Source organism: Pseudoalteromonas sp. MB41, from assembly GCF_020966275.1.
GTDB classification, from domain to species: domain Bacteria; phylum Pseudomonadota; class Gammaproteobacteria; order Enterobacterales; family Alteromonadaceae; genus Pseudoalteromonas; species Pseudoalteromonas lipolytica.
The window spans coordinates 16,123-39,083 of sequence record NZ_JAJJZF010000033.1; the positions used below are offsets into that span (position 1 = coordinate 16,123).

A 22,961-nucleotide genomic window follows, 5' to 3' on the forward strand; every position below is an offset into this window, starting at 1 on the left:
CCCTCATTTTTACTAAAACCCTTTAATTTAGCTCCCCAGCAAATAGCGCCACACTGGCGCTATGAAAACACAAAACTTTGCCGACCTTACCCCGAATTACAGCCGTGCGTTTTTATTTTGCATGGACTGGATATATGAGGCAGAAGGAGGCGACTCTGATCATAGCGCCGACAAAGGTGGGCGAACGCGGTATGGCATAAGCCAAGCTGCTTACCCGAATGTTGATATAGCTAATTTGACATGGCCTCAAGCCATGCGCATTTACCATCGTGATTTTTGGCGCGGTAGCCGTGCTAAAGAACTGGCTGAGTATGGTTTATATGAATTAGCCATGTTGCATTTAGATTCAGCTATTAACCATGGCGTGCCACTGGCCAATATGCTTTTGCAGCAAGTATTGCGAGTAAAGGTTGATGGCATATTAGGTTCACGCACCTTTGCTGCAGCCATTAACGCAAACCAAACTAACTTAATGGTAGACTACTTTGCACGCCGCGCCAGCAAATACAGCCGCATTGTAGTTAATGATCCTAGCCAAATTGCGTTTTTATTTGGCTGGCATCGTCGCTTATTTAAGCTTGAAAACCGCATCGAGCGCGTTATTCGTGAACTTAAAATGAGTGAGGCAGCATGAAAAGTTATCCTCACTACGTTAAGCGTGGTCGCGAAGCGCGCATTAGCACTTACCAAAATGGTACCAACCCAGACCCACAGAGCATTTGCCCTGTGGGCGACCCCACTTTAGTTAATGCATTTTTAAAAGGCTGGCACTCAATTAGCGGTGTTCGCCTTGAAGCCGAAGCCCGCATTGCAAATACAGCAAAAACAAATAGGAGTAACCCCCGTGGATGAATATGTAAAGTGGTACCCGTGGGTGCAAGGTGTAGTTTTATTGGTGTTTTTCGTGGTGGTGTATGCACTTAAAAAGTCATTTGCTAGCAAGGATGATGTGACGGCACAAGACAAGCGATTGCAAACGGTAGAGCAAACGTATGTGAAGAATGAAGATTTTTCTGAAGTTAAAGCGGCTGTTCAACGCATCGAAGTTGAGGTTAAAGACTTACCTCAAAATGTCAGTGCGTTAAGTAAAGAAGTCGCCAAGCTACAGGGTGAAAATAACCATTTACATGATCTTTTAAAACGCATTGAGCATCCGCTTAATTTGATTGTTGAATCAAAAATCTCCGGTAAACAGTAATGCGAAATGAGCATGAACTAGAGCTTTGGTTTGTACTTTGTCTGTTAATCGCTGGGTTCTTTTTTTTCATGTGCGTGTGTTTTTGGCTTGTTTTTGCGTTTGGCCAATTTGTTATTGCGTTTATTTATGAGCGCTTTTTTAAGGGTGAGGACAATGAAAGATCTATTTAATGCTGATCAGCGTTTAGTTATTTTGCGCGCCTTAAATGAGGCGGCAGGCTATAGCGCTAACTGCAGTATGTTGAGCTGTGTATTAGCAACCTATGGCCACAATATTAGCCGCGATAGAGTGCGTGCCCATATGCGCTTTTTAGAAGATGTGGGTTTGCTCACTATTGATGTGGTGGGTGATAAAACCTTAGTTGCACGAATTACTGAGCAAGGCGCTGATGTTGCTACTGGCCGTAAGTCGGTTGATGGTGTTAAGCGCCCAGCACCAGGAGGCAACTAACATGGCACGCGGCAATAAGATTGAGCGCTTACCTGAGCATATACGTGAAAACTTGCGCGAGATGCTAGGCACTAAGCAATACACTTGCCAGCAAATTGCCGATGCGATTAACGACGAACTGGCAAACATAAGTGGTGAGCAAACCGATGTTGAGTCAATTGATGACAATACGGTTTGGCGTGAAAAAAAGCGTATAGAACAAATTAGCCATGATATTAAACAAAGCCAAGCTTATGTTGAGGCGCTATCGAAACAATGCGATTTATCGAGTATTGGTGATACTGGCCGAGTGTTAATGAACCTGCTGCAAAGCGCTGCATTTAAAACGACCTCTAATTTAATGAGCCAAGAAGATCCGATTGATCCTGAAACGCTTGGTGATTTGGTTTTAAGTATTAGCCGGTTGCAACGCAGTGCAAACTATAACGCTGACTTAGAAAAACAAATTGCTGAAAAAGCCCGAAAACAAGCGTTAGCCGAGGCCCAAGAGCAAGCAGAAAGTGCGGCTAAAACGGCAGGTTTAAGCTCTGGCAATATTGATTTAATACGCCGTGCCATTGCTGGGGAGCGTTTGTAATGGCAATGGACACACAAGAGTTAACATCGATTTTATTACCGTACCAGGCTGAATATGTTTGGGACCAGTCGCCCGTTATCATTTATGAAAAGTCGCGCCGGATTGGTTTAAGTTGGGGCGAGGCTGCAGCGAGTGTACTTGATGCTGCGGCAAGTAAAGCAGCTGGCGGCATGGATTGCTGGTACATCGGTTATAACAAAGATATGGCCGAAGAGTTTATTCGTGACTGTGCGAACTGGGCTAAAAGCTTTAACGAAGTGTGTGATGACGTAAGCGAAGAGATTATTACAGATGAAGGTAGGGATATTCTTACTTATGTAATTCGCTTTGCTAGTGGCTTTCGAATTATTGCGCTGAGTTCTCGGCCATCAAACTTACGTGGTAAACAAGGCCGCGTGATACTTGATGAAGCTGCATTCCACGATAATTTAGATGAACTTATTAAAGCCGCTTTTGCCCTGTTAATTTGGGGCGGTAAGGTGCGCATTATCAGCACCCATGATGGTGAAGAAAACCCATTTAATTTACTCATTAAAGAATGTCGCGCGGGGAAAAAACCATACAAGGTTTACCGCACAACATTTAGAGAAGCGTTAAGCCAAGGCTTGTATAAACGCATTTGTGCCATGAAGGGCTTAGAGTGGACTCAAGAAAAAGAAGATGCCTGGGCGCAAGAAATCTACGACTTTTATGGTGATGGTGCAGCTGAAGAACTTGATGTGATCCCAAGTGCAGGTGGTGGTGTTTACATTAATCGTATGCTGGTTGAACGTTGCCAGCACCCAGATAGCAAAGTAGTTCGCTTAGAAAAGCCTGATGATTTTGTTACGAACCCTGAGCGTACACGCATAATTGATGATTGGCTGAAAGACACAATTAAACCGTTAATTGATGCCATGCCAGGTAAACGAACTGTGTTCGGGCAAGACTTTGGCCGAAGCGGTGACTTAAGTGTGCAATGGCTTATGCAGCAAGAAAGCCCTACTAAATACCACACGCCATTTTTAATTGAGTTAAGAAACATTCCGTTTGATTGCCAAGAGCAAATTACTTTTTACCTGCTCGATAATGTGCCGCTGTTTTTTCACGGCAAATTTGATAGCCGAGGTAATGGCCAATCGTTGGCAGAAAAAGCCATGCAACGTTATGGCGAAAGTCGAATTGATTGCGTGATGTTATCGCGGCCTTGGTACAACCAATTTTTCCCTAAATATAAAGCTGCGCTCGAGAGCAAATTAATTACCGTGCCTGAGAGTGAAGATGTAGTGGCTGATCATCGGCGCGTTATTTTAGATAAAGGCCAGCCAAAAATGGATGATGGCCGCGACAAAGGCAGTGATGGTAAATGGCGACACGGCGATACTGCCGTTGCGGGTGTACTGGTAAATGCAGCGACTTTGGAAGAGGGCGAGCCAGCTGCAGGTGTCAATGTTCCCAAAGCTGAAAACTCAATGAATAGCCGACCATCTCGCTTGCAAGGCCGAACACGTGCAGGCGGTTTGTTTAGACGAGCAATTGGCTATTTGGCTCCAACTAACAAGGTAACACTTCAGTACTTTAACGGCTCTGAATGGATATTTATTGGCAACTTTAGAAATGAGCAACTTGCTTGGATTAGTTTAGGTGGTGATGACTTCAACTATCGAACGATAAATGAAAGTGGCCAAGTGCTAACAGACAAGTCTGGGTAAAAATCAAAAACTAAGGGTGACGCTCTCAGAGCGATTTTAAGCGTTTGCAATGTGTTTTGAGTGCCATTGCACGGAAAATTTTATTTAGCGCCGCCTAGGCAAATGTAAAAGATTTACAAAAGGGTTAAAAAGCTATGTTTGGTTCAAAAAAGCGCAAGGCAAAACAAGAGGCAGAATTTGCAGCAAAAATTGCTGCAATTGTTACTGAAACAATTGCAAGCAACACTGCTGCAAATGAATCAGCTACCACATTTAAAGAAGCGGCAGGTGCTATGGCTGGCTCAATTGATGCTGATGACCACTTATATTCAAAGCTGTCTGGTGATTCTAATCGTAACTTAAGTGGGCCAACCCGAGCACGCATGAACAAAATAGCGCCTTACCTTTGGCAAAGTAACATGATTGCTAACCGCATTATTGAGTTACCGCTCGCGTATTTATTGGCGGAAGGCGTAAAAGTCACGAATGATGATGAAGACTATCAAGCCGTCATCGATGCATTTTGGACGCACCCAATTAATAACATGGCTATTAAGCTTGAAAAGAAAGTGCGTGAGCTGTCGATATTTGGCGAGCAGTTTTATCCTGCCTTTGTAAATCCGCTTAGTGGCGAAGTGCAATTAAGCTACCTAGACCCAGCCCATGTTGAGGAAGTTATTTACGACCCTCGCAATCCAGAGCAGCCGGTTGGTGTAAAAACCAAGCGTATGACAAATGGCCGACAATACATTTATAGAGTGATCATCAATGGCCCAGAATCGGTGTTTACCAAACAAACGCAGCGATTACGTGAAGGTTTTAATGATGGTGATATTTTTTATTTTTCAATTAACAGCTTTTGCGCCCACGGACGGGGCAACTCTGATTTAACTGCGCAGTGTGATTTTTTAGATTTATACGACGACTTTATTTTTGGTGAAGGCGATCGTGCTGAAAACTCCCGGGCGTTTGTGTGGGATGTTACTTTAAAAGGCGCTGACCAAAATAAAGTAAATGCCCGAGCTGCAGAAATTCAAAGCAACCCGCCAAGACCTGGCTCGGCGAATGTGCATAACGATTCAGAAGAGTGGAAAGCAGAAAGCCCCAGCTTAGGCTCTGGCGACACAGAAGCTTTAGCAAAATTATTTAGGAACCACATGTTAGGTGGTGCGACTATGCCACCAAGTTGGTTTGCTGATGGGGGTGACGTTAACCGTGCGAACGGGGAAGCCATGGCCGAGCCGACATTTAAAATACTTGCTATGCGCCAGCGCTACATTATTTACATGCTGCATGAAATAGCGACCTTTGTTATTCGCAAGTACTACACAGCAACCATGGGCATTGAGCCAGACCGCATGGTTGAAACTGATGTGTTTAAGTCAAAGGTGGTGATGCCAGAAATGACTGCCAAAGATATAAGCCGTTATGCTGCTGCGCTGCAGCAAGTTGTGGTAGCGGTAAACCTTGGGATTACACAGGGCATTATGACCGAAGAAACGGGGTTAAGTGTGATTGCATCAATTGCGGACCGATTAGGTGTTGAGATTGACCCTGAGCAAGAGCTTATAAACGCGCAAGCTGCTATTGCCCAAAAAGCGAAAGACCAGGTAAAGGCCGACACCTTTAACGAGTTTGATGGTGCTGACGATGCAGGCGTAGATGATGACACCGAGTGAACGCACCAAGGCCTTTAATAAAGCCCGTACAGCACAGCTCAAAGCGCTACTTAAAAATAAGCAGGGGCTTTGGGATTCGCTATTGCATTTGCTTGAGCTTGCTGAAGAAAACACGCAAACCATTTTACAAGGACAGCCGACAGATTGGCAGCAATGGCACTATGGCAAATTGCAGGGGCAAATTAACCAGGTGATGCTTGAACTGGGTGAGCGAAGCGCCGCACAAATTAAAGCCTTTTCACAAACTACTTGGGTGGCTGGCATTAATTTAATAGATGCGCCACTAAAAGCCGGTGGTGTAACGGTAAATGCTATGACGCAGCTTTTACAGCATCGCCAGCTTGTGGCCATTGATAATTTTATGGTTGACCGAATTAAAGATGTATTAAGCGGTAAGGCTGATTATATTCGATCGCAACTTGGGCTTGTAATGATGGGGGCGCAAGATAGCGAAACCGCTAAAAAAGCCATAGCAGAAAGTTTAGGCGAGAAAAAGATGTGGCGCGCTAAGGCGATTGTAAACACTGAGCTTAGCCGCTTGTATAACACAGCAAGCCATATGCGCATGAACGAAATTGGTGATGCAGTACCAGGCATGGAAAAAGAGTGGCGCTTAGGTCGGCGTAAAGAACACCGCGTTAGTCACTTGGCCGCAAACAATACTCGCGCTGCTGCAAATGAACCTTTTACTATTGGGGGCATTAAGATGATGCACCCTCATGACCCCAAAGCGCCAGCAAAAGAAACAGTCAATTGTAGCTGCTTTACAGTACCAGTGATGAAACACTGGGAGGTTGATAAGACGCGTGCAGTAATTGAATAAGCTGTGTTATTTTAAAGGGAGTTTAAATAGTTTAAAACTCATGTAAGGAAGAAAGTTGAGTAATAAAATTAAATCCAAATTGAAATTTTGGTCTATCGCGTTTGATGTTTGTCTAGCAGGAATTTTTGTACTAACAGCCTTAGCATTAGGTGCTCAACTATATTTTACTTTTGGGTCTTATTCTACAGATTTGAGAAATATAGAAAATTGGAAAACTTTGGCAAGTACCTTTTCGTTCCCTCTTGGTGTAGCTGGCGCGATGCTAGCCATTACGTCATTGGTAGGATTGTACCAAAGAAGTTTGCAACTTAGCTTGCAGTTGGTAAAAGTAGAGGATCAAATTGAAATTTCTAATAAGCAATTTAGTAAGTCAAGTGAGCAGTTCGAACTGGCACAGAAACAATTTAGTTTAGCAAATAGAAAAGAAAATTTTATGTTGTATATAGAGCATAAAAAAGCAGTTAAAAATAGATTAGATACTTATTTGAATGTACTTGTATCGTCTTGTGATGCATTGGCAGAAAGAGTTGAATATCTGCCAGGTCTAGAGTTGCGGAACGACAGACTTTATGGCCGCATTTTCAGCCAGAATACAGCATTAGAAATGACCCACTTTGCTTTGGAAGCTGATATTCAAGTTTTTCAACTCTCAGCTTCAAAAATCGAAGAAGAGTTTGAAAAATTTGTTAAGTTAGGCGCAAGTGATATTCATATTAAAGATCTTGATGAAATTCTTAATATCTATGCAGAGGTAGGGATGGATATTAATTTCAACAGTTATCGAGATGGGAGTTTTCAACAAGGTGGTATTTGGTTAGTTAGTTTTTTCCTTGATATAATGAGGGCTACCATGGCATTGTCCGACTTAAAAGTTCTCGAAGGTAGTACAATTCAGGATTATTGCATTAGATTAACTCTTGATGTGATTGATGCAAATATGCCAAGTTAATTTTCCTAAAACCCTTTAATTTAGCCCTTCAACAAAACCCCTTACCTTAAAGACTCATTAGCCATATTCACAACCATTGAGGGCAACATAATGAGTCTTTTTGCTTTACTTTCGAAAGGCCACGCTGTTTTAGAAATTGCATCTAAAGCGCTTGAGCTATACGAAGAAGTCGTTGACTTAGGCGACGACAATAAACCTAAAACCGATGAACGTGGCAACACGCTTACCAAAAAACAAATCCGCCAAGTTACGCCAGATGAAGTGTTCGACTTTAAAGTTGAGCGCGAAACAGGCGTTGTTAAAGCGTTAACTAAAGCAGGCCAACGTGTTGAAGGCGTACTTGCGACAGCAGACCTTGCTAAAGCGGTACTTGCTAGTGATGGTGACAATACCAGTGAGCTTGCACACGCCTCTGATGATGCTGCTCAAGCATTGTTAGCCAAAGCAGAACAAGAAGCGACAGCAAAGGCAAAAGCAGCGGCAGCTGAAGCTGATGACATTATTGCTAAGGCCAAAGCAGATGCTGAGCAAGAAGCAACTGCGAAAGCGAAAGCTGCAGCTGATGAAGCAGAAGCTATTATTGCCAAGGCCAAAGAAGAAGCTAAAGCACTTTTAGAGCAAGCTGAAAAAGACGCTGCAGCAACAAAAAAAGCGCCAGCTAAAGCTGCGGCTAAGTAAGGGGCTAAATTATGTTGACCCTTTTACCAACAGGAACCGGCTTTTTAGGCAATCGCGCATTTGTTGAGGCTAAATCATCTGATTATCACGATGTGATGACGCTTGTGACTGCAGAGCTGCGTAAGTTGCTCGCAACTAACTCGCGTGATAGCTGGGTTGATATTACAGCTTTTTATGCTGACAAAGTGGTTGTTCGTAAAGAAGGCCGTTACTGGGCATACCCTTATGCGGTGAGTGAGTTAAATCAGGTGACGTTTGAAAACGCCATTGAAGTCGTCAAAGAGTATAAGCCCTCTGACGTGGTTAAGTTAACCGAAGCCTGGTATGACGAAACTAAGTTTATTGAAGCCAGTAATGTTAAACCAAGTAAGTTTTTAGTGACCTTGATTGAGGTGGGTAAAAGCTTAAATGGTGTTGACTATCCAGCCCACGTTCTGCGTGAAGCAGCCCCTCTGTTTAATGGTGCTAAGTGCATGGTTAAGTCTGATGACGACCATATCAAAGGCACTGCCCAACACTTTAATAACCTGATTGGCCAGTTCAGCAATGCACAATTTGTTGAAGGTGTTGGCGCAGGTAAAAAAGGTGCGCTGCAGGCTGATTTAACTGTGCTTGAAAGCTCGGGTTATGCCACTAAATTGCGCGAAGCCGTTGATAACAATATGCAAGACCTATTTGGTTTAAGTATTGATGTGGATGGTACGGCCTCTGGTAAAAAGGGCAGCCGCACAGCTAAGAAGTTCCTCAAAGTTAATTCCGTCGATTTGATCATGGTACCTGGTGCAGGTGGTCGGGTCGTGTCATTTAAAGAAGCTCATAATCAAGGCAATGTCATGAATGAACAACTAATGCGCCTAATCGAAGCGCTTAAAAAATCGAACCCTCAGCTTGCAGCATCTGTGACAGCTGAAGATGATGAAACAGCCATTGTGCAATTAACTGAAGCACTGGCTAAACATGGTGCCCCTGATGCTGGCCAAGGTACAGGTTTAACACTTGCAGACGTAAACAAAGTGATTGCAGACAGCCAGCGTTTGGTTGAAGCAAAGCAAAGTGCTGTGGCGTTAATTAATAAGTCGACTTTGCCAGACGCCGCCAAAACGCGCTTGGTAGAAAGCGTGCAAAGCAGCGAAGACGTAAGCACTGATAAAGTGCAAAAGCTAATTGATAGTGAGATTAGCTATTTAAGTAAGTTTACTGAGTCAGGCAAAGTGAACATGCCAGAAGGCGCGCAATACTCAGATAACCCAAGCGGCATTGAAATGCTCACGGCATTATTTGACCCTGCTAACAAAGACGTTGTGAGCCTAAAAGAAGCTTACATTGACCTTACCGGTGACAAGCATTGTACAGGTAAGTTACGTGATTGTAGCCGCACGCGAATGGTCGAAGCACTTGATAGCGATAGCTTACCTAATGTGCTGGCTGATGTAATTAATCGCCGTGTTGTTGATGTATATGGTGGCCTTGATAAATATCAGCTGTGGCGCAAAGTATTCCGCATTGGCACTGCAACTGATTTTAAAGATCAGAATGTGACTGAATGGGGTGGCTATGGCGACCTACAAGAAGTACTTGAAAGTGGTGCTTACCCGGAGCTTGCAAAACCTACCGATAGCAACGCGAAATACCGTGTGAGCAAAAAAGGTGGTATTGCAACCATCACTATGGAAATGATTAAAAATGATGACCGCAACATCATTACGCAAATTCCTAACAAGCTGGCTCGTGCCGCTGCGCGCACACTTAGCAAATTTGCGTGGGATTTTTACTTAAACAACCGCAATGCCCCTGATGGCAAAGCACTGTTTCATGCTGATCATAATAACTTGTTTAGTGCTGCACTAAGCCAGGAAGAGTTAATGGTGCATTGGCGCGCCATTATGAACCAGCAAGAGCTTGATACTGGCGAGATGCTAGAAATTGAGCCAGCATTTTTACTGTGTTCGCTGGGTAATGTAGATGCAGCCTTTGACTTGTTCCAACGCTTGCAAAACAACGACAAGGGTTTTGCGCAGCAATTAAACCTTGAAATTCTGCGTGTGCCTGGTGCGACTGATCCAAATGATTGGGGCTTAATGACCGACCCTAGTGAGCTTGCCAACTTTGAAATGGGCTTTTTAGACGGCATGGAAAACCCTGAGATTTTCACGCAAGACATGCAAAACGTGGGCACTGTGTTCACGAACGACCAAACCACGATGAAAATCCGCCACATTTACGGTGGTCAATGTACTGACTACCGTGGTGCGACTAAAGCGCTGGTTCTTTAATTCCTTGGTTCCTCTGGTGATTGGATGACACGGTTGCGCACGGATGCGCTTTATAAGGTGTTTTAACTATGTACGCAGACAGACTCCCAGCTTATGTACAAGACCAAGCAGGCATTTTAAGCGCTGATGAAATTTCCAGTGCCTATGCCGATATGCTGGCGAAGTACCAAAAAGATACGGGTAACGTTGAGATTGCTGCAGAGCATGTGGATGTCTGTTTAAAACTCGCAGCGGCAAGCTGCATTGATATGTTGGCCACGTATTACGCCAACGATGATAACAGTACGATTTCAAGCGATAGCGTTGACCACGGCACTAAAGCCGACAGTTTCAGACGTATCGCCAACGGCTACCGCAGCCAGTATGCGGGGGTTGTCGTTAATGACAATAAAAGTAGTGCGCATGGTAAGGCTGTGCAACTGCCTAAGCGCCAGCGGTTGCGCTAATGACTGTGCGAATTACAGCAAAGGGCTTTGATGCATTGACTGAGCTTTGGCAGCACTCACCAGCAATGGTGCAAGAGCAGCTCTCGAGCGCAATGAATGAGTCGGTGGCTTACGCACAGTATCAAGTAGTTAGTAGAACCCCTTTGGGTAGCGGCGATGGTGGCCACTTAGCCGCCAGTATTAATAGTGAAGTTTTAATAAACCCAGCTGTGAGTATTGGTTATGTAGGTACTAGCAAGCTTTACGCTGAAGCCGTAGAGCTTGGCACTAAACCACATATGCCACCAATTGAACCCTTAGTGAATTGGGTTGAGGCGGTGCTTAGCCTTGAAGGTGATGAAGCAGAACGAGTAGCGACATTGATTGCATTGAAAATTAATGCGCGTGGTACGACTGGCAAGTTGATGTTTAAAGAAGGCCTTGAGGCCAGTGAGCCATATATACAGGCACGGTTTAACGAAGCAATGAAGTTGATGATTAATAAGTTGGGTGGCGCAAATGCTTAACCAGGTAAGAACGGCGATTTTGAATGTGCTTAATAGTGTAAATGTAGGCACCTTTTATAAAAAAGAGCGCTTTAGCAAAAACACTCAAGAACTCAAAGCCATGTATGCCCAAGGTGATGCTATTAGTGGCGGGTATATCCGTTTAAAGCGCCGTAAACGCCAAAACCCGTACGCCACTAGAACAACGGTTACTTATACCTTTGATGTGGTTTTTTTAAAGAGCTTTGTAGATGACGAAGACAGCCAAGAGCACTTTGAAAATGCCATTGAATCTTTAGATGGCGCATTTGCAGGTGATCCATTACTTAATGATTTGGTTGATGACCTGGACGAAGGCGACGACACAGGGCTGATTTTGGATGACCACTCGCCAGTTATGTTTTGTGGTGTGTTGTGTCATCAGGCGCGTATGCGTTTAACAGTGAATGTAAGTAGTTAGGAGAGCAGCATGAACGAAAAGCCAAGCCAAGGCGGCAGCTATATAAAAGACGCCAAAGGTAAGTTGAAGCTCGTGGCCAGAACACAGCCTGAGAGCACAACTAAAAAGCAAGCGAACAAAGTTGAAGACAAAGGTGCAAGCAAATGAAATGGTCACAAACCAGCCTATTAGCGGCAATTGAACAAACGTATGGCACGTTGCCTGGTGCAATGCTTGCCATGCTAACTAAAGATATTGAGCTACGCCCACTTGAAGGTGAGGAAGTTGAGCGCGGTTTAAATACGCCTTACTTAGGCGCTGAAGAAAGCATGTTTACGAATGAATATGCGGGTATCAGTTTTAAAGTTGAACTGGTAGGCAGTGGCACATTAGGTGTTGCCCCAGCGTGGGGACCATTGATGCGCGCCTGTGGTATGGCTGAAGTTATTGTGGCTGATACCAGTGTTGAGTACACACCTATTTCTGATGCGCCTGAATCAGTGGCTATGCACTTTCAGCTTGGTCGCAATAAGCACACTTTGTTAGGTGCACAAGGCAATGTGAGCATTGAGCTTGAAAAAGGCATCCCTTATTTATCGTTCGATTTTAAAGGCCTTTATGTTGCGCCTGAAGATAACGCATTACCAACCGCCGACTTTAGTGCATGGCCTAAACCTATTCCGCTGGGCGCAGGACGCACCACTGACTTTGAATTACATGGCTTCGAAGTTGTGCCGTCGAAACTTAGCATCGATGCAGGCAACGAAGTGGAGTTTGATCCAACTCTTACTACAGCAAAGATTGAGTTTTTAGACCGCGCAATGTCTGGCTCAGTCAATATTGCTGCGCCTAATGTCGCTGATATTGACTTTTTTACTCGAGCAAAAGATTCGACAACCGGCAATCTGCAAATTAAGCACGGCCCTGCAGGTGGTCACCGTGTAACGATTAGCTGCCCTAAAGTGCAAGTGAAACAGCCTAAGTATGTTGAGCGCACTAAAAAAGCAGAGCTTGAAATGGCCTTAGCTATTTTACCGCAAACAGGCAATGACGAGTTTAGCCTGTTACTTGATTAATTCGTTTTAAAACACTTTTACACCAGGAGAAAACAATGGCTTTTTCAATTGTGACAATGCAGAACGTGCAAGTTAAGCAGCCCGTTAAGTTTACGTTTGATGGCAACAGCCACGAGTTTACCGCTGAATTTAAGCTACTTGATGATGACGCAAACGAAGCGCTTGCCGAAAGTGGCGACCACGAAATGATTAAGCGCGTGCTCGTTGGCTGGGGTGATGACTTTGTTGATGAAGGTAATGAGCCATTGCCATTTAACGATGACAACTTAGCTAAATGTTTAAAGGTGAGTTGGTGGCGAACTGCTGTGCTTGATGCCTATTTTGTGGCTGTAGCTGTGGCTGGCAGAAAAAACTACTAGAGGCTGCCCGCTATTGGGTAGCCGACGAACACCCCGACACCAAACATTTACTTGAAGTTTTAACCCAGCAAAAAGCACCCAAGGAAGTCATTGACCAAGTAAAAGCGCAAAACAAAGAGAAACATTTTGATTTGTACAGCTGTAATGCTGAAGCAGTAAATGCGTTTTTAATGGTTGAAACACAATGGCAAGGAGAAGGACGCGGCCTTGATTATGGCAATGCTGAAGTCGCTTGGCGGCTAGCTGAGTTAAACATTACCCCTGATATTTTTAAAAAAATTCAGGTGTTAGAAGTAGAAGCAATAAACGCAGCACGAGAGCAGCATGAGCAGATATAACTTAAGTTTAAAAGTACTGTACGATGGCAAAGCAATTAGCCAAGGTACGCGTACGAATACAAACGATATACGCTCGTTACAACGACAAGCGCAGCAGCAAGTTGCGCAAAATCGTGCGCTTGAATCTAGTAATAATAGTGTTGCCCGCAGTTATACCAGCCTTGCCACCGCTGTTGGTGGCTTTATGGCTCTTAATTTTGCACAGCAGCAAGTGCAAAATATTGGCCAGATCCAACTACTTAATGCCCGTTTACAAGGGTTAACCACTTCAAGCCAAGAATACGCCCAAGTGCAGAATTACTTGATTGAGATAAGTAATAAGCACAATAAAGTTTATTCAACCATGGCTGATAGCTACGCCAGAATTCTTACTTTACAAAAAGCAAATAAGTTATCTGCTGAAGAGGGACGTAAGGTTCTTGAAGGTACATCAAATGTTGCCGCTAAAATCGGTGCATCTAATACTCAGCTAGAACAAACCATGTATGGCTTTGCTCAAGCGATGGATTCTTCAATAGTACGTGCAGAAGAATTTAATCAAGTGGTTGATCCGTTACCTGGTTTGATAACTGAATTAGATAAAGCTGCTGGCCTTGTGTCTGGTGGCTTTAGGCAAATGGTTCTTAGCGGTAAAGTAACCAACACCTTTTTTAAAGATACCTTTATCAAAGCACTAGATGAGTATGAGGGGGCTGCACAAAGTATTGCATCTACCGTACCCGCGGCGCTTAATCGAACTCAAACAGCCTATGAGCAATTAATAAACCGTATAGAACAACCAGTGAGTTTTGCACTTGTGCCGGCAATTGATGCTGCAACTACGGTATTAAATGAGCTGACTACAAATCAAGACTTAATTGATAATCTAACAACAGCTGCAACTGCGCTAGCTATTGTTATTGGTGGAAGATTAGCGACCAGCTTAACAGTAAGTGCAGCTGGCATGGCCAGAGCAACAATAGCTAAAGCTCGACTGGCTCAAGAAACGGTAAAAAATACAGCTGCAGAGCTGGCTTCAGCTCAAGCAAATATGCGTAAAGTGCAAACTTTGGTTGCAATGACTGGCGCGGCAAACGTGTTAGGCCCTGCAAAAGCACGGTTAACTGCTGCAACGGTTGCGCATACAGCTGCTGTGCGCAGTTCGAATATAGCAATGCGTGCACTAGGCGGCACTATGGGTCTTTTAGGTGGCCCTGCAGGTTTAATCATGTTGGCTGCTTGGGGGATTTATGAATTTGCATCAAATGCGGACGATGCAACAGATTCTGTAAATAAACTTAAAGACGCAAGTAAAGATTTAAGCCCATATGCAAACTTAACCGGTAAACAAGCGCAAGGCTTATTGTTGCTAGCTCAAGGGCGTTTAAAAGGTGCAATTCAGCTCGCAGATGAAGCAAGGCAACGTTTCAATAATCCGTTCTTAAAGGGCAAGTTTGAAGATGTTGAAGCAGCAGAAAAACGTGTAACTGATCTTAAAAATGAGATAGTTGCTTTACAGGCTGTTGTAGGGAAAAGCACGACTAAGAAGCCTGAACAAGGCCAAAGCCCAAATGACCTTTCTGCTTTTCAAAAAGCGAATGCCTCTTACCAGCAGCGCTTAGCCTTGCTAGGTAAAAACACTGAGCTTGAAAAGCTTAATTATGAAATTGCCAGTGGTAAATACGCCAAGTTACTACCCCAGCAACAACAAGAACTGCGTAACCTTGCCAGCTTAATTGATGAAAAAAACAAACAAGCGGATATTGAAAAAGATTTTACGCAGTTAACAGAAGACCTATTGACTGAAGAAGATCGTATTCGTCAGTCTTATACTCGTCGTACAGAGATAGCTAGAAATGCCCTCGATGAGCAAGGCAAAGACTCTGCACGTTATGCTGAAATTGAGCTACAGCTTCGCCAGCAACGTGATGCTGCATTAGAAAAACTTGAATCAGACAAACAAGCGCGTGAAATACAGCGCCAGAATGAAGCCCGCCAACGTGAAGACCAAATTCGTCGTGATAGATATGAAACTGAAATTGCTGAGTTGCAAGGGTTTCATAGCCGTATTGAAGCTGAAGAGGCTGCACATGAAGACCGCAAACGCGCTGTTCAACTTAGATATGCAGGTAACTATGGCCAAGTAGTCCAGCAGTTCGTTGATTTTGATCGTGCTAGTGGTAATGACCGTGTTGCCATTGGTTTAGAAATTGGTGAGAACCTAGCTGGCCAATATGCAACGCACAGTAAAAAGGCTTTTAAAGTTCAGCAAACACTGAATATTGCTAAAGCTTTAATGAGTACTTACACAGCTGCAGCTGCGGCACTTGAATTGGGGCCAATTGCTGGACCAATTGCTGCAGGTGTAATTACTGGCCTTGGTTTGGCTCAAGTTAAATCTATCAAAGATCAAAAACCACCAGGTTTCCAATATGGCGGTTACACCAATAGTAACAAGTTGATTGAGATTGGTGAGCGCAATACGCCTGAGCTTGTAGAGCTAAATGGTAAACATTATTTAGCGGGCGGTAATGGTGGCCGTGTGTTTAACCCTAGCCAAATGAAAGCGGCTGGAACACCAGGCACAGCTGCAGGCGCAACTAACGTAAATGTAGTAATAAGACTTGTTGAAGATGCAAGCCGTGCTGGCACATACGAGAAAACACGCTCAGAAAATGGCGACGAACAAATTAACTTATTTGTTGCTGACATTCGAGGCGGTGGCCCTATGTCAGAAGTGCTAGAACGCACTTATCCAAATATGCAGCGCACGGGAACCTAAGATGATCAATTACCCAAGTTCGCTGCCTTTACCACGTTTAAAAGATGCAGCTTATAAGCGTCAACCAAACATACTTCGCACAGAAATGAGCACTGGCCGAGCACGCCAGCGCCGTAAGCATTTAAGTGTACCAACTCATATGGAAGCAACTTGGCGCTTAAGAAAAGACGAAGCGACAGTGTTTGAAGGTTTTGTTGATCATGGAGTGAATTTAATTGACTGGTTTTTGATGGATATTTTAACGCCTCGAGGCGTTGTTAAGCATCAGGTTCGGTTTATGAAAGATCCACTAGAGAACATGAAACCAATAAGCACTTTGGTATGGCAATACCAGGCGCAGATTGAAATGAAAGAATATAAAGCAGCGAGTGAGGAAGAGGCGGCTATAAATGCGCTAGCACCGAACACGCTAGAAGAGTTTGTGAATGGTGTTGAAAGCGCCTTAAGTACATATCAGGAGAATTAGAAATGGCATCCTTTTTTAGTTTAGTTACAGAGCTTGAGACCTTACTTGGTCAATTGAATATTATTTTATCTGGAGATGAAAATACATCAGTATCTATTAATGGTGTAGAGAAACCAAGTATACAGAAAAAGACCCTTGATGAAATAACAGCCAAGGTTCAGTTAGTTCTGGATGCGGCAGCGGATATAGATGCTGTGAAGTACGCCACTACATCAGCGGGAATTGCTGCAACTAATGATGGACAGTTTTTTAGTGTCGTATCTGATAGTGAAGATAAATACTTAGATCTATATAAAAATGAATCAGGCACTGCCGTTTTTAAGAAATCATATCCAAGCTTGGAAAGCTTGAAAGAGATAAATAAATCAGTCTATAGCGAATTAAAAGAAGATTATGCATATATTGTTATAGATGAACAAAATAAAGTAGCATTTGCTATCGATAAAGAAGGATTTACACACACTGTAAAAACCTATACTGCAGATGTTATTACAAAAAAAATAAATGGTATCGACACATCTAATTACTTAAATAACATTAGTAATGGTAATTTTGAAAGTGAAATGAACGGAGTTGCTAGTTACGGACAATCTTTAAGTGCCGGATTTACGAAAGGTCAAGCAGTAATTAGTAATGTTCAGCATTATGACAGCTTGATGTTTTCTGGCGGTGTTCGTGCATATGATAGTGGCACAGATCCATCTGTTATTTACTCATCACTTCTACCTTTAGTTGAATCAGTGAGTGGCAATTTAGGAGAGACGCCTCTTAGCGGTATGACTCAAAATATAAAAGAGTTAATAGCGGCAGAGAATAAAATTAACTATACGGAACAAAACTATCAGCTTTTAGCCTCCGCAGCAGGTGAAAGTAGTAAGGGTCTAAGTCAATTAAGCAAAGGTACTGCATATTATTCTCGATTGATGGCAGATATAGAATATGGTCGATTACGCGCAGGAGAACAAAATAAATCATATTCTTTTCAATCAATGATTTGGATGCAGGGCGAAGCCGATTATTCAGTTGAAGCACTATCAGATAAAACAGCGTATAAATCTAATTTAGCAGCATTAGTCAATGATGTTATTGATGATTCCATGTTAATTACAATGCAAAGCACCCGACCAAAAATTATTAGCTATCAGGTTGGTTCACATCTTAAGTATTTTAAACAGAACAATATAAGTAACGCAGAATTTGCACCGATAGCACAGGCTCAATTAGAGCTTTCTGTAGAGCACGATGACTTTATTCTTGCTATGCCTATGTATCAGTTTGATTACTTGAATTCTACAAATGAGGTTCATTTAACATCTAAAGATAGTAAAGTTGCTGGCGCTTATCTTGGCGTAGCTTATAAACGTGAAGTTATAGATGGTAAAAAATTTGTACCATTAAAGCCTATTGCTTTTAACCGCTCTCGAAAATCTATCAACATAAAAATGCATGTACCTTATCCGCCGCTAGTTTTTGACACTGATTGGGTCAGCCAGAACCAGAATTATGGTTTTAGAGTTTTTGATAATGCAGGTGTTCAACTCTCGATCAGTAATGTTGAAATATTAAATAAAGACATAATAAAAATAACTATGCAAAATGAGATGGATGATAATCCTATCACTGTTGATTACGCTTTGTTCTCAGATAATGCAACAGGAGAAGTAGGACGAAACGAAGGTGCAAGAGGTAATGTTCGTGACTCGCAAGGTAGCAACTTGATATTTGATGAGAATGGATTGAATCAGCCGCTTCACAATTGGCTCGTTATGTTTTCGTTAAAAGAAGGAGAGCTATCATGGCTTTAATAGTTAAGTGTTTAGGTGAGTCATTTGCAAATAACTTAGGCTCATTAGACTTTATAAAATCAGGACTAATAGCGCATTATGACTTTAAAGCAACCAAGGCTGATTCAGAGGTTAATTTGGTTGATAATTTAGCAGGTACGTGGTTTGGTGAAAGTTTTGAATTTGATCAAAATTCTATTTCATTTCCTCAAAACTCAGCTTCTAACAACTTTTTTAGAACACCAATCGCAGAAACAGAAAATTTAACGATAATTGCATCAATAAAAGAAGGAAAACAGGCCCATATAGCAAAAGGAAATGCGGTAGGTTCGGCAATCATTGGTGCAAGTGGTTCTTCGCTTTTTCAAACTAGATGTAACGGGGCCAGCTCAGCGCAATTAACTCTTAATCAGAGCACTAATAATTTAGTAACACCAGTTATTTACTCACTTCGTATCGATAGCACGTCATTATCTACTGTAATGGATAGCTTTATAAAAGAACGTGGAAAAGACTATCAGCTTGCAACTGTAACTGGTGGTGCTAGAGATAATGTCATTGCTACATTTGATTTAGGACGCGGTATATCTGATAGCCCAACAAAAATACATGAAGTGTTGATATATAACAGGGCGCTTACAGATAATGAAATGGCTTCTGTTATGCAGTATTTAGAAACAAAGTATACATAAAGAATATTACTCCTATGAGCCAAGTACTCCAAAGGCTTTACGCTAGCGCCCCAACGAATGACTTGCCAATTCATTCATTAGAATTGCAAGCCACTTCGTTTGGGGTGATCCGTATTTGTTCAGGTTTTGATGATGTTACCGCTGGAATAGAAGGTGGTGAAATGGTTGCTTTTGAAGCGTGCGCATTAGGGGTTTCACTACCTGAACGTTCAGTTAAAGGCCGTCAAGACCTGCAGTTTCAATTAGACAATATAACTGGCCAGTCTTTAGAGGTAGTTGAAACAGCATTTGAAGCCGGTGAAAAGGTGAAAGTAATTTACCGTGTTTACACGGCTAGTTATTTAGACGAACCAGGCGAACGACCTCTTGAAATGACCGCTGTTAGTGTTAAGGCTAATGCTTTAAGGGTTAATGTTGTTGCATCATTCAATGACTTGGTAAATGCAGCATGGCCAACTGATCGATACACACCAGATTTTGCCCCAGGTTTAAAGTACTTTAGTTAATTATGAACCATCTTAATGATTATAAAACTGTCCCATATGTTGAAGGTGGCAGAACGATGAAGGGATTAGATTGTTGGGGTTTAACACGTCTAGTTCTTCATCATATATATAACCTCCCGCTTTTTACATCTTTTGGCCATGTTCGTTCCGAGCATAAAGCAGAATTCACAGGTGCATATTCATTGTTAGCTGAAGAATTTGAGCTATGCGCTGTAAAACCAGGTGCTGTGATATGCGGTTTTACAGGGTGCAACCTCGTGCATATGGGAGTGTGTGTTGACGTAGATGGCGAAACTCATGTTCTACATACATGTAAAAAGCATGGAGCGTCGTTTGTTAGAGTGAGTGTTTTTAAAAGGCTTTTTAGTGAGGTTAAAGTGTATGAATACGCAGGTTGATATAAATGTATATCCTAACAAGCTAGACCTTTCACTATTTGAGCTTTGCAAAGGTAATGCTGGCGAAACATTGCACCAATGGCTTGTTTCAAACGTGCCTGATTATGTTGAGTCAGATACTCCACTTTTCAGTGCTTTTATTAATAGTAGAGAAGTTAAGCCCAATGAATTTAAGGCTACAACTTTTAATCCGGGTGATGACGTAAAACTAATTGTTGAAGCTAAAGGCGCTGAAGCTATCGCATATGCAATTATTGCTGTTATTGCCGTTGGTGTCGCAATTTACGCGACTAACCAAATTCCTGATAATTACAACAGCACTACGCCAGATGGCAGCTCTATTTATGATGTTAATACTCAGGGAAATAAACCAAAGCTTATGGGGGTTATTCCTGAAAACGCTGGCCATCATAAGGTATTTCCGGATTACTTAACTATGCCCCGCAAAGAATACATTAATAATGAGCAATGGCTTTATTTAATGTTGTGCGTAGGTAAAGGCAGTTATGAAATATTAGATGAGAATATTTTAATAGCTAACACACCAATAAACCGATATGTGGGTGATATAGATTGCCAAGTCTTTGGACCAGGCGAAGATGTTTCAGGGCATGAAGCTCATAGAAATGTTTACACCTCAAGTGAAGTAGGCTCAACTTCGGGTAGTTCGGGTATTGAACTAAAAGGCCGAGTAACTAGTACTGGTGGTATAAATGGAACCTATTCATATACGTTTGGTGGTGATGAAATTATTGTTTACAAAACCGAATATGAACCTGAAATTGGTAGCTTCACACATAAAACACCTTTACCTTTTCAAGTCGGTGAAATAATTACAGTATCAAACTCAGTTGATGGCCTAAATGATGGCTACTATGAAATCTTGAACCTTAATGTTGATGGCAACCAGGTTAATAAAGTTGATGGCCAATTTCAGGATGATCCTAGTTGGACTGATTTCGTATCTGAAATTAACTCAAATGCAACCGTTGAAGTTGAAGATGGCGGTGGAGATGGGCAGTTTAACGGGCCTTATTTTGCGTGTCCAGATGGTGAATTGACCAACAAGTTATGGCTTGATTTCTTATTTCCGCAAGGTCTAGGTGAGCTAGATGATGACGGTAACTTTTTAGTTCGTACTGTTACTGTACGTATTGAATATAGAAATGCTGGTGATGATGAGTGGACACCAATAGATGATGAAGTATTTACTAATTCTACGAATGATCAGTTGGGTTTTACTGTTCCAATAGACTTACCACTATACATAAGACCTGAAGTTAGGGTAAAGCGTGTGACTGCTGCGACAGATGATACACGTATATATGATGATATTTATTGGACTGGCTTAAAAGCTGAATTAACTAGCGCTACTAGTTATCCAGGGGCAACAACGATTGCAGTAAAAATTCGTGGTACAAATGCGTTAGCTGGTTCTGCAGAAAACAAGTTTAATGTGATACCAACACGAATTTTGCCTGTCTATGAAAATGGTGTGTGGAGTGAGCCAAGGCCAACGACTGATATTGCTCCTTTCTTTGCGCATGTGATTCAAAGCGCCGGACATAGCCAAGATAAAATAGGTTTAGATGAGCTAGAAGCTTTGCATACTATTTGGCATAACCGTGGTGATGAGTTTAATGCCGTGTTTGATACTGGCAGTACATTATTTGCGGTTCTAAAAAGAGTTTTAGCACCAGGCTTTGCAAAACCCGTTTTAGACTACGGCAAGATTTTACCTGTTCGTGATCAACCTCGCACGATTCATAAACATATGTATCAGCCTGATAACTATATCGGACTTTTAGATAGAGATATAAAGCTAATCGATGATGATGAGCATGATGGTATTGAAGTTGAATACTTTAGCCCTGTTACTTGGAAGTCTGAAACAGTGCTGTGTTTGTTACCAGGTGACTTGGGTATCAACCCAGATAAGATCCGTGCATTTGGAATTACAAACAGAGATAAAGCATATCAATATGGTATGCGTGAGCGAAGAACTCGCCGATACCGTCGAACTACTTTTAACTTCACAACTGAAATGGATGCACTTAATTCGAGTTATCTTGATTACTGTGCACTAGCTGATGATATACCTGGTTACGAGCAGTCAGGAGTTGTTGAGTACATCATTGGAAACTCAGTATATGTAAATGTAGAACTAAAATGGCAAAGCGGTCAATCTCACGTATTAGCGCTCAGAAAGCCAGACGGTACATTATCAGGTCCTTATACAGCATCAATAGGTTCAACAAGCAATGAAGTTGTTATAAATGAAGCGCTAGACTTTGAGCCTGTCTTCGATGGCTCAATAGAACCACCTTTATTTATGTTTGGCATTACTAGCCGGTGGTGTAACAACGTTCTTATATCAGATATTAAACCTTCATCAACAGATAGGGTAAAAGTGACAGCTGAGCGCTACGATGAAAGGGTTTATCTAGACGATGATAGTTTAGCGCCCACTTAACATAATAAGTTATACATTATATAGAGCAGCTTTTATTAGCTGCTTTTTTCTTTGGAATACTGAAAGAGTGTTCAAAATAGTGAAATGCTGAGTTTTCGCATTTTTCGCGATTTTCTACCGCGAGTTTTCGCGGCTTGCATCATGAACGCTTACTGGCTCTTGAGGGCGTAGGGCCTATCACCGCGGTTGGTTTATTAATTAGCTTAAGTGACACAACCCATTTTACGAGCGGACGTAATGCAGCAGCCAATATTGGCGTCACCCCACGTCAGCACTCAAGTGGTGGAAAAGTGCGAATAGGTCATATAGCCAAATACCGCGGAGAGATGATATTACGAAGTCACTTATTTCTGGGGGCCAGAGCGGTCATCAGTCAGTTAAAGCATCGCGAGCCAAAAACGAAAAAAGAGCAATGGCTCAAAGCATTAGTTGAAAGACGCG

At 42.4% G+C, this 22,961-nt stretch carries 26 protein-coding genes; all 26 read left to right on the forward strand.

Annotation, left to right across the window (positions count from 1 at the left end; all coding sequences use genetic code 11):
- Window positions 1–61: 61 nt before the first annotated feature.
- Window positions 62–634 (forward strand): glycoside hydrolase family 108 protein, encoded by a 573-nt coding sequence (locus LPA49_RS20245; protein ID WP_230237635.1) that lies wholly within the window; start codon window positions 62–64, stop codon window positions 632–634.
- Window positions 631–852 carry a hypothetical protein gene (locus tag LPA49_RS20250; RefSeq protein WP_188730642.1) on the forward strand — a complete coding sequence of 74 codons (222 nt, stop codon included), beginning with the start codon at window positions 631–633 and terminating at the stop codon, window positions 850–852. The genes LPA49_RS20245 and LPA49_RS20250 overlap by 4 nt, the downstream gene beginning before the upstream one ends.
- Complete coding sequence (locus LPA49_RS22370; RefSeq protein ID WP_230237637.1) at window positions 845–1,198, forward strand: DUF2730 family protein; 354 nt, start codon at window positions 845–847, stop codon at window positions 1,196–1,198. Before LPA49_RS20250 ends, LPA49_RS22370 begins: the two co-directional genes overlap by 8 nt.
- Before the next feature lie 153 nt (window positions 1,199–1,351).
- The gene (locus tag LPA49_RS20260; RefSeq protein ID WP_230237639.1) at window positions 1,352–1,648 is read left to right on the forward strand and encodes an ArsR family transcriptional regulator; all 297 of its coding nucleotides are present in this window, start codon (window positions 1,352–1,354) and stop codon (window positions 1,646–1,648) included.
- A gap of 1 nt (window position 1,649) precedes the next feature.
- Window positions 1,650–2,225: a phage protein Gp27 family protein gene (locus LPA49_RS20265; protein WP_029773185.1), complete on the forward strand. Its 576-nt coding sequence runs from the start codon at window positions 1,650–1,652 to the stop codon at window positions 2,223–2,225.
- Window positions 2,225–3,916, forward strand: coding sequence for a hypothetical protein (locus LPA49_RS20270; protein ID WP_230237641.1), 1,692 nt, complete (start codon window positions 2,225–2,227; stop codon window positions 3,914–3,916). Before LPA49_RS20265 ends, LPA49_RS20270 begins: the two co-directional genes overlap by 1 nt.
- A gap of 134 nt (window positions 3,917–4,050) precedes the next feature.
- Window positions 4,051–5,574 (forward strand): hypothetical protein, encoded by a 1,524-nt coding sequence (locus LPA49_RS20275; RefSeq protein WP_230237643.1) that lies wholly within the window; start codon window positions 4,051–4,053, stop codon window positions 5,572–5,574.
- On the forward strand, window positions 5,558–6,397 hold the full coding sequence (locus LPA49_RS20280; protein WP_230237646.1) for a hypothetical protein: 840 nt from the start codon (window positions 5,558–5,560) through the stop codon (window positions 6,395–6,397). Before LPA49_RS20275 ends, LPA49_RS20280 begins: the two co-directional genes overlap by 17 nt.
- 55 nt (window positions 6,398–6,452) lie before the next feature.
- The gene (locus LPA49_RS20285) at window positions 6,453–7,346 is read left to right on the forward strand and encodes a hypothetical protein (protein ID WP_230237647.1); all 894 of its coding nucleotides are present in this window, start codon (window positions 6,453–6,455) and stop codon (window positions 7,344–7,346) included.
- Between the two features lie 90 nt (window positions 7,347–7,436).
- On the forward strand, window positions 7,437–8,024 hold the full coding sequence (locus LPA49_RS20290; RefSeq protein ID WP_230237649.1) for a hypothetical protein: 588 nt from the start codon (window positions 7,437–7,439) through the stop codon (window positions 8,022–8,024).
- Window positions 8,025–8,035: 11 nt separating this feature from the next.
- Window positions 8,036–10,297, forward strand: coding sequence for a hypothetical protein (locus LPA49_RS20295; protein WP_230237651.1), 2,262 nt, complete (start codon window positions 8,036–8,038; stop codon window positions 10,295–10,297).
- A 68-nt stretch (window positions 10,298–10,365) separates the two neighbouring features.
- Window positions 10,366–10,743, forward strand: coding sequence for a hypothetical protein (locus LPA49_RS20300; protein ID WP_230237653.1), 378 nt, complete (start codon window positions 10,366–10,368; stop codon window positions 10,741–10,743).
- Window positions 10,743–11,249 carry a hypothetical protein gene (locus tag LPA49_RS20305; protein WP_230237655.1) on the forward strand — a complete coding sequence of 169 codons (507 nt, stop codon included), beginning with the start codon at window positions 10,743–10,745 and terminating at the stop codon, window positions 11,247–11,249. The genes LPA49_RS20300 and LPA49_RS20305 overlap by 1 nt, the downstream gene beginning before the upstream one ends.
- Entirely contained in the window at window positions 11,242–11,688 is a 447-nt protein-coding gene (locus LPA49_RS20310) for a hypothetical protein (protein WP_230237657.1), read from the forward strand. The genes LPA49_RS20305 and LPA49_RS20310 overlap by 8 nt, the downstream gene beginning before the upstream one ends.
- 9 nt (window positions 11,689–11,697) lie before the next feature.
- Window positions 11,698–11,835: a hypothetical protein gene (locus LPA49_RS20315; protein ID WP_230237659.1), complete on the forward strand. Its 138-nt coding sequence runs from the start codon at window positions 11,698–11,700 to the stop codon at window positions 11,833–11,835.
- The gene (locus tag LPA49_RS20320; RefSeq protein ID WP_230237660.1) at window positions 11,832–12,743 is read left to right on the forward strand and encodes a phage tail tube protein; all 912 of its coding nucleotides are present in this window, start codon (window positions 11,832–11,834) and stop codon (window positions 12,741–12,743) included. Before LPA49_RS20315 ends, LPA49_RS20320 begins: the two co-directional genes overlap by 4 nt.
- 35 nt (window positions 12,744–12,778) lie before the next feature.
- A complete protein-coding gene (locus LPA49_RS20325) occupies window positions 12,779–13,102 on the forward strand; it encodes a phage tail assembly chaperone (RefSeq protein ID WP_230237661.1) in 324 nt (107 codons plus the stop codon).
- An 89-nt stretch (window positions 13,103–13,191) separates the two neighbouring features.
- Window positions 13,192–13,440 (forward strand): DUF1799 domain-containing protein, encoded by a 249-nt coding sequence (locus LPA49_RS20330; protein ID WP_326847811.1) that lies wholly within the window; start codon window positions 13,192–13,194, stop codon window positions 13,438–13,440.
- Window positions 13,427–16,201: a tape measure protein gene (locus LPA49_RS20335; protein WP_230237665.1), complete on the forward strand. Its 2,775-nt coding sequence runs from the start codon at window positions 13,427–13,429 to the stop codon at window positions 16,199–16,201. The genes LPA49_RS20330 and LPA49_RS20335 overlap by 14 nt, the downstream gene beginning before the upstream one ends.
- 1 nt (window position 16,202) lies before the next feature.
- The gene (locus LPA49_RS20340; protein WP_230237667.1) at window positions 16,203–16,667 is read left to right on the forward strand and encodes a hypothetical protein; all 465 of its coding nucleotides are present in this window, start codon (window positions 16,203–16,205) and stop codon (window positions 16,665–16,667) included.
- 2 nt (window positions 16,668–16,669) lie between these two features.
- On the forward strand, window positions 16,670–18,472 hold the full coding sequence (locus LPA49_RS20345; protein WP_230237669.1) for a sialate O-acetylesterase: 1,803 nt from the start codon (window positions 16,670–16,672) through the stop codon (window positions 18,470–18,472).
- Window positions 18,463–19,143, forward strand: a complete 681-nt coding sequence (locus LPA49_RS20350; protein ID WP_230237671.1) for a hypothetical protein — start codon at window positions 18,463–18,465, stop codon at window positions 19,141–19,143. The genes LPA49_RS20345 and LPA49_RS20350 overlap by 10 nt, the downstream gene beginning before the upstream one ends.
- Before the next feature lie 14 nt (window positions 19,144–19,157).
- Window positions 19,158–19,649: a DUF1833 family protein gene (locus LPA49_RS20355; protein ID WP_230237673.1), complete on the forward strand. Its 492-nt coding sequence runs from the start codon at window positions 19,158–19,160 to the stop codon at window positions 19,647–19,649.
- A gap of 2 nt (window positions 19,650–19,651) precedes the next feature.
- On the forward strand, window positions 19,652–20,047 hold the full coding sequence (locus LPA49_RS20360; RefSeq protein ID WP_268260794.1) for an NlpC/P60 family protein: 396 nt from the start codon (window positions 19,652–19,654) through the stop codon (window positions 20,045–20,047).
- A complete protein-coding gene (locus tag LPA49_RS20365; RefSeq protein ID WP_230237676.1) occupies window positions 20,031–22,520 on the forward strand; it encodes a host specificity factor TipJ family phage tail protein in 2,490 nt (829 codons plus the stop codon). The genes LPA49_RS20360 and LPA49_RS20365 overlap by 17 nt, the downstream gene beginning before the upstream one ends.
- Window positions 22,521–22,654: 134 nt before the next feature.
- Window positions 22,655–22,961, forward strand: a 307-nt coding sequence (locus tag LPA49_RS20370) for a transposase (RefSeq protein ID WP_230237678.1), incomplete at its 3' end; no start/stop codon positions are given.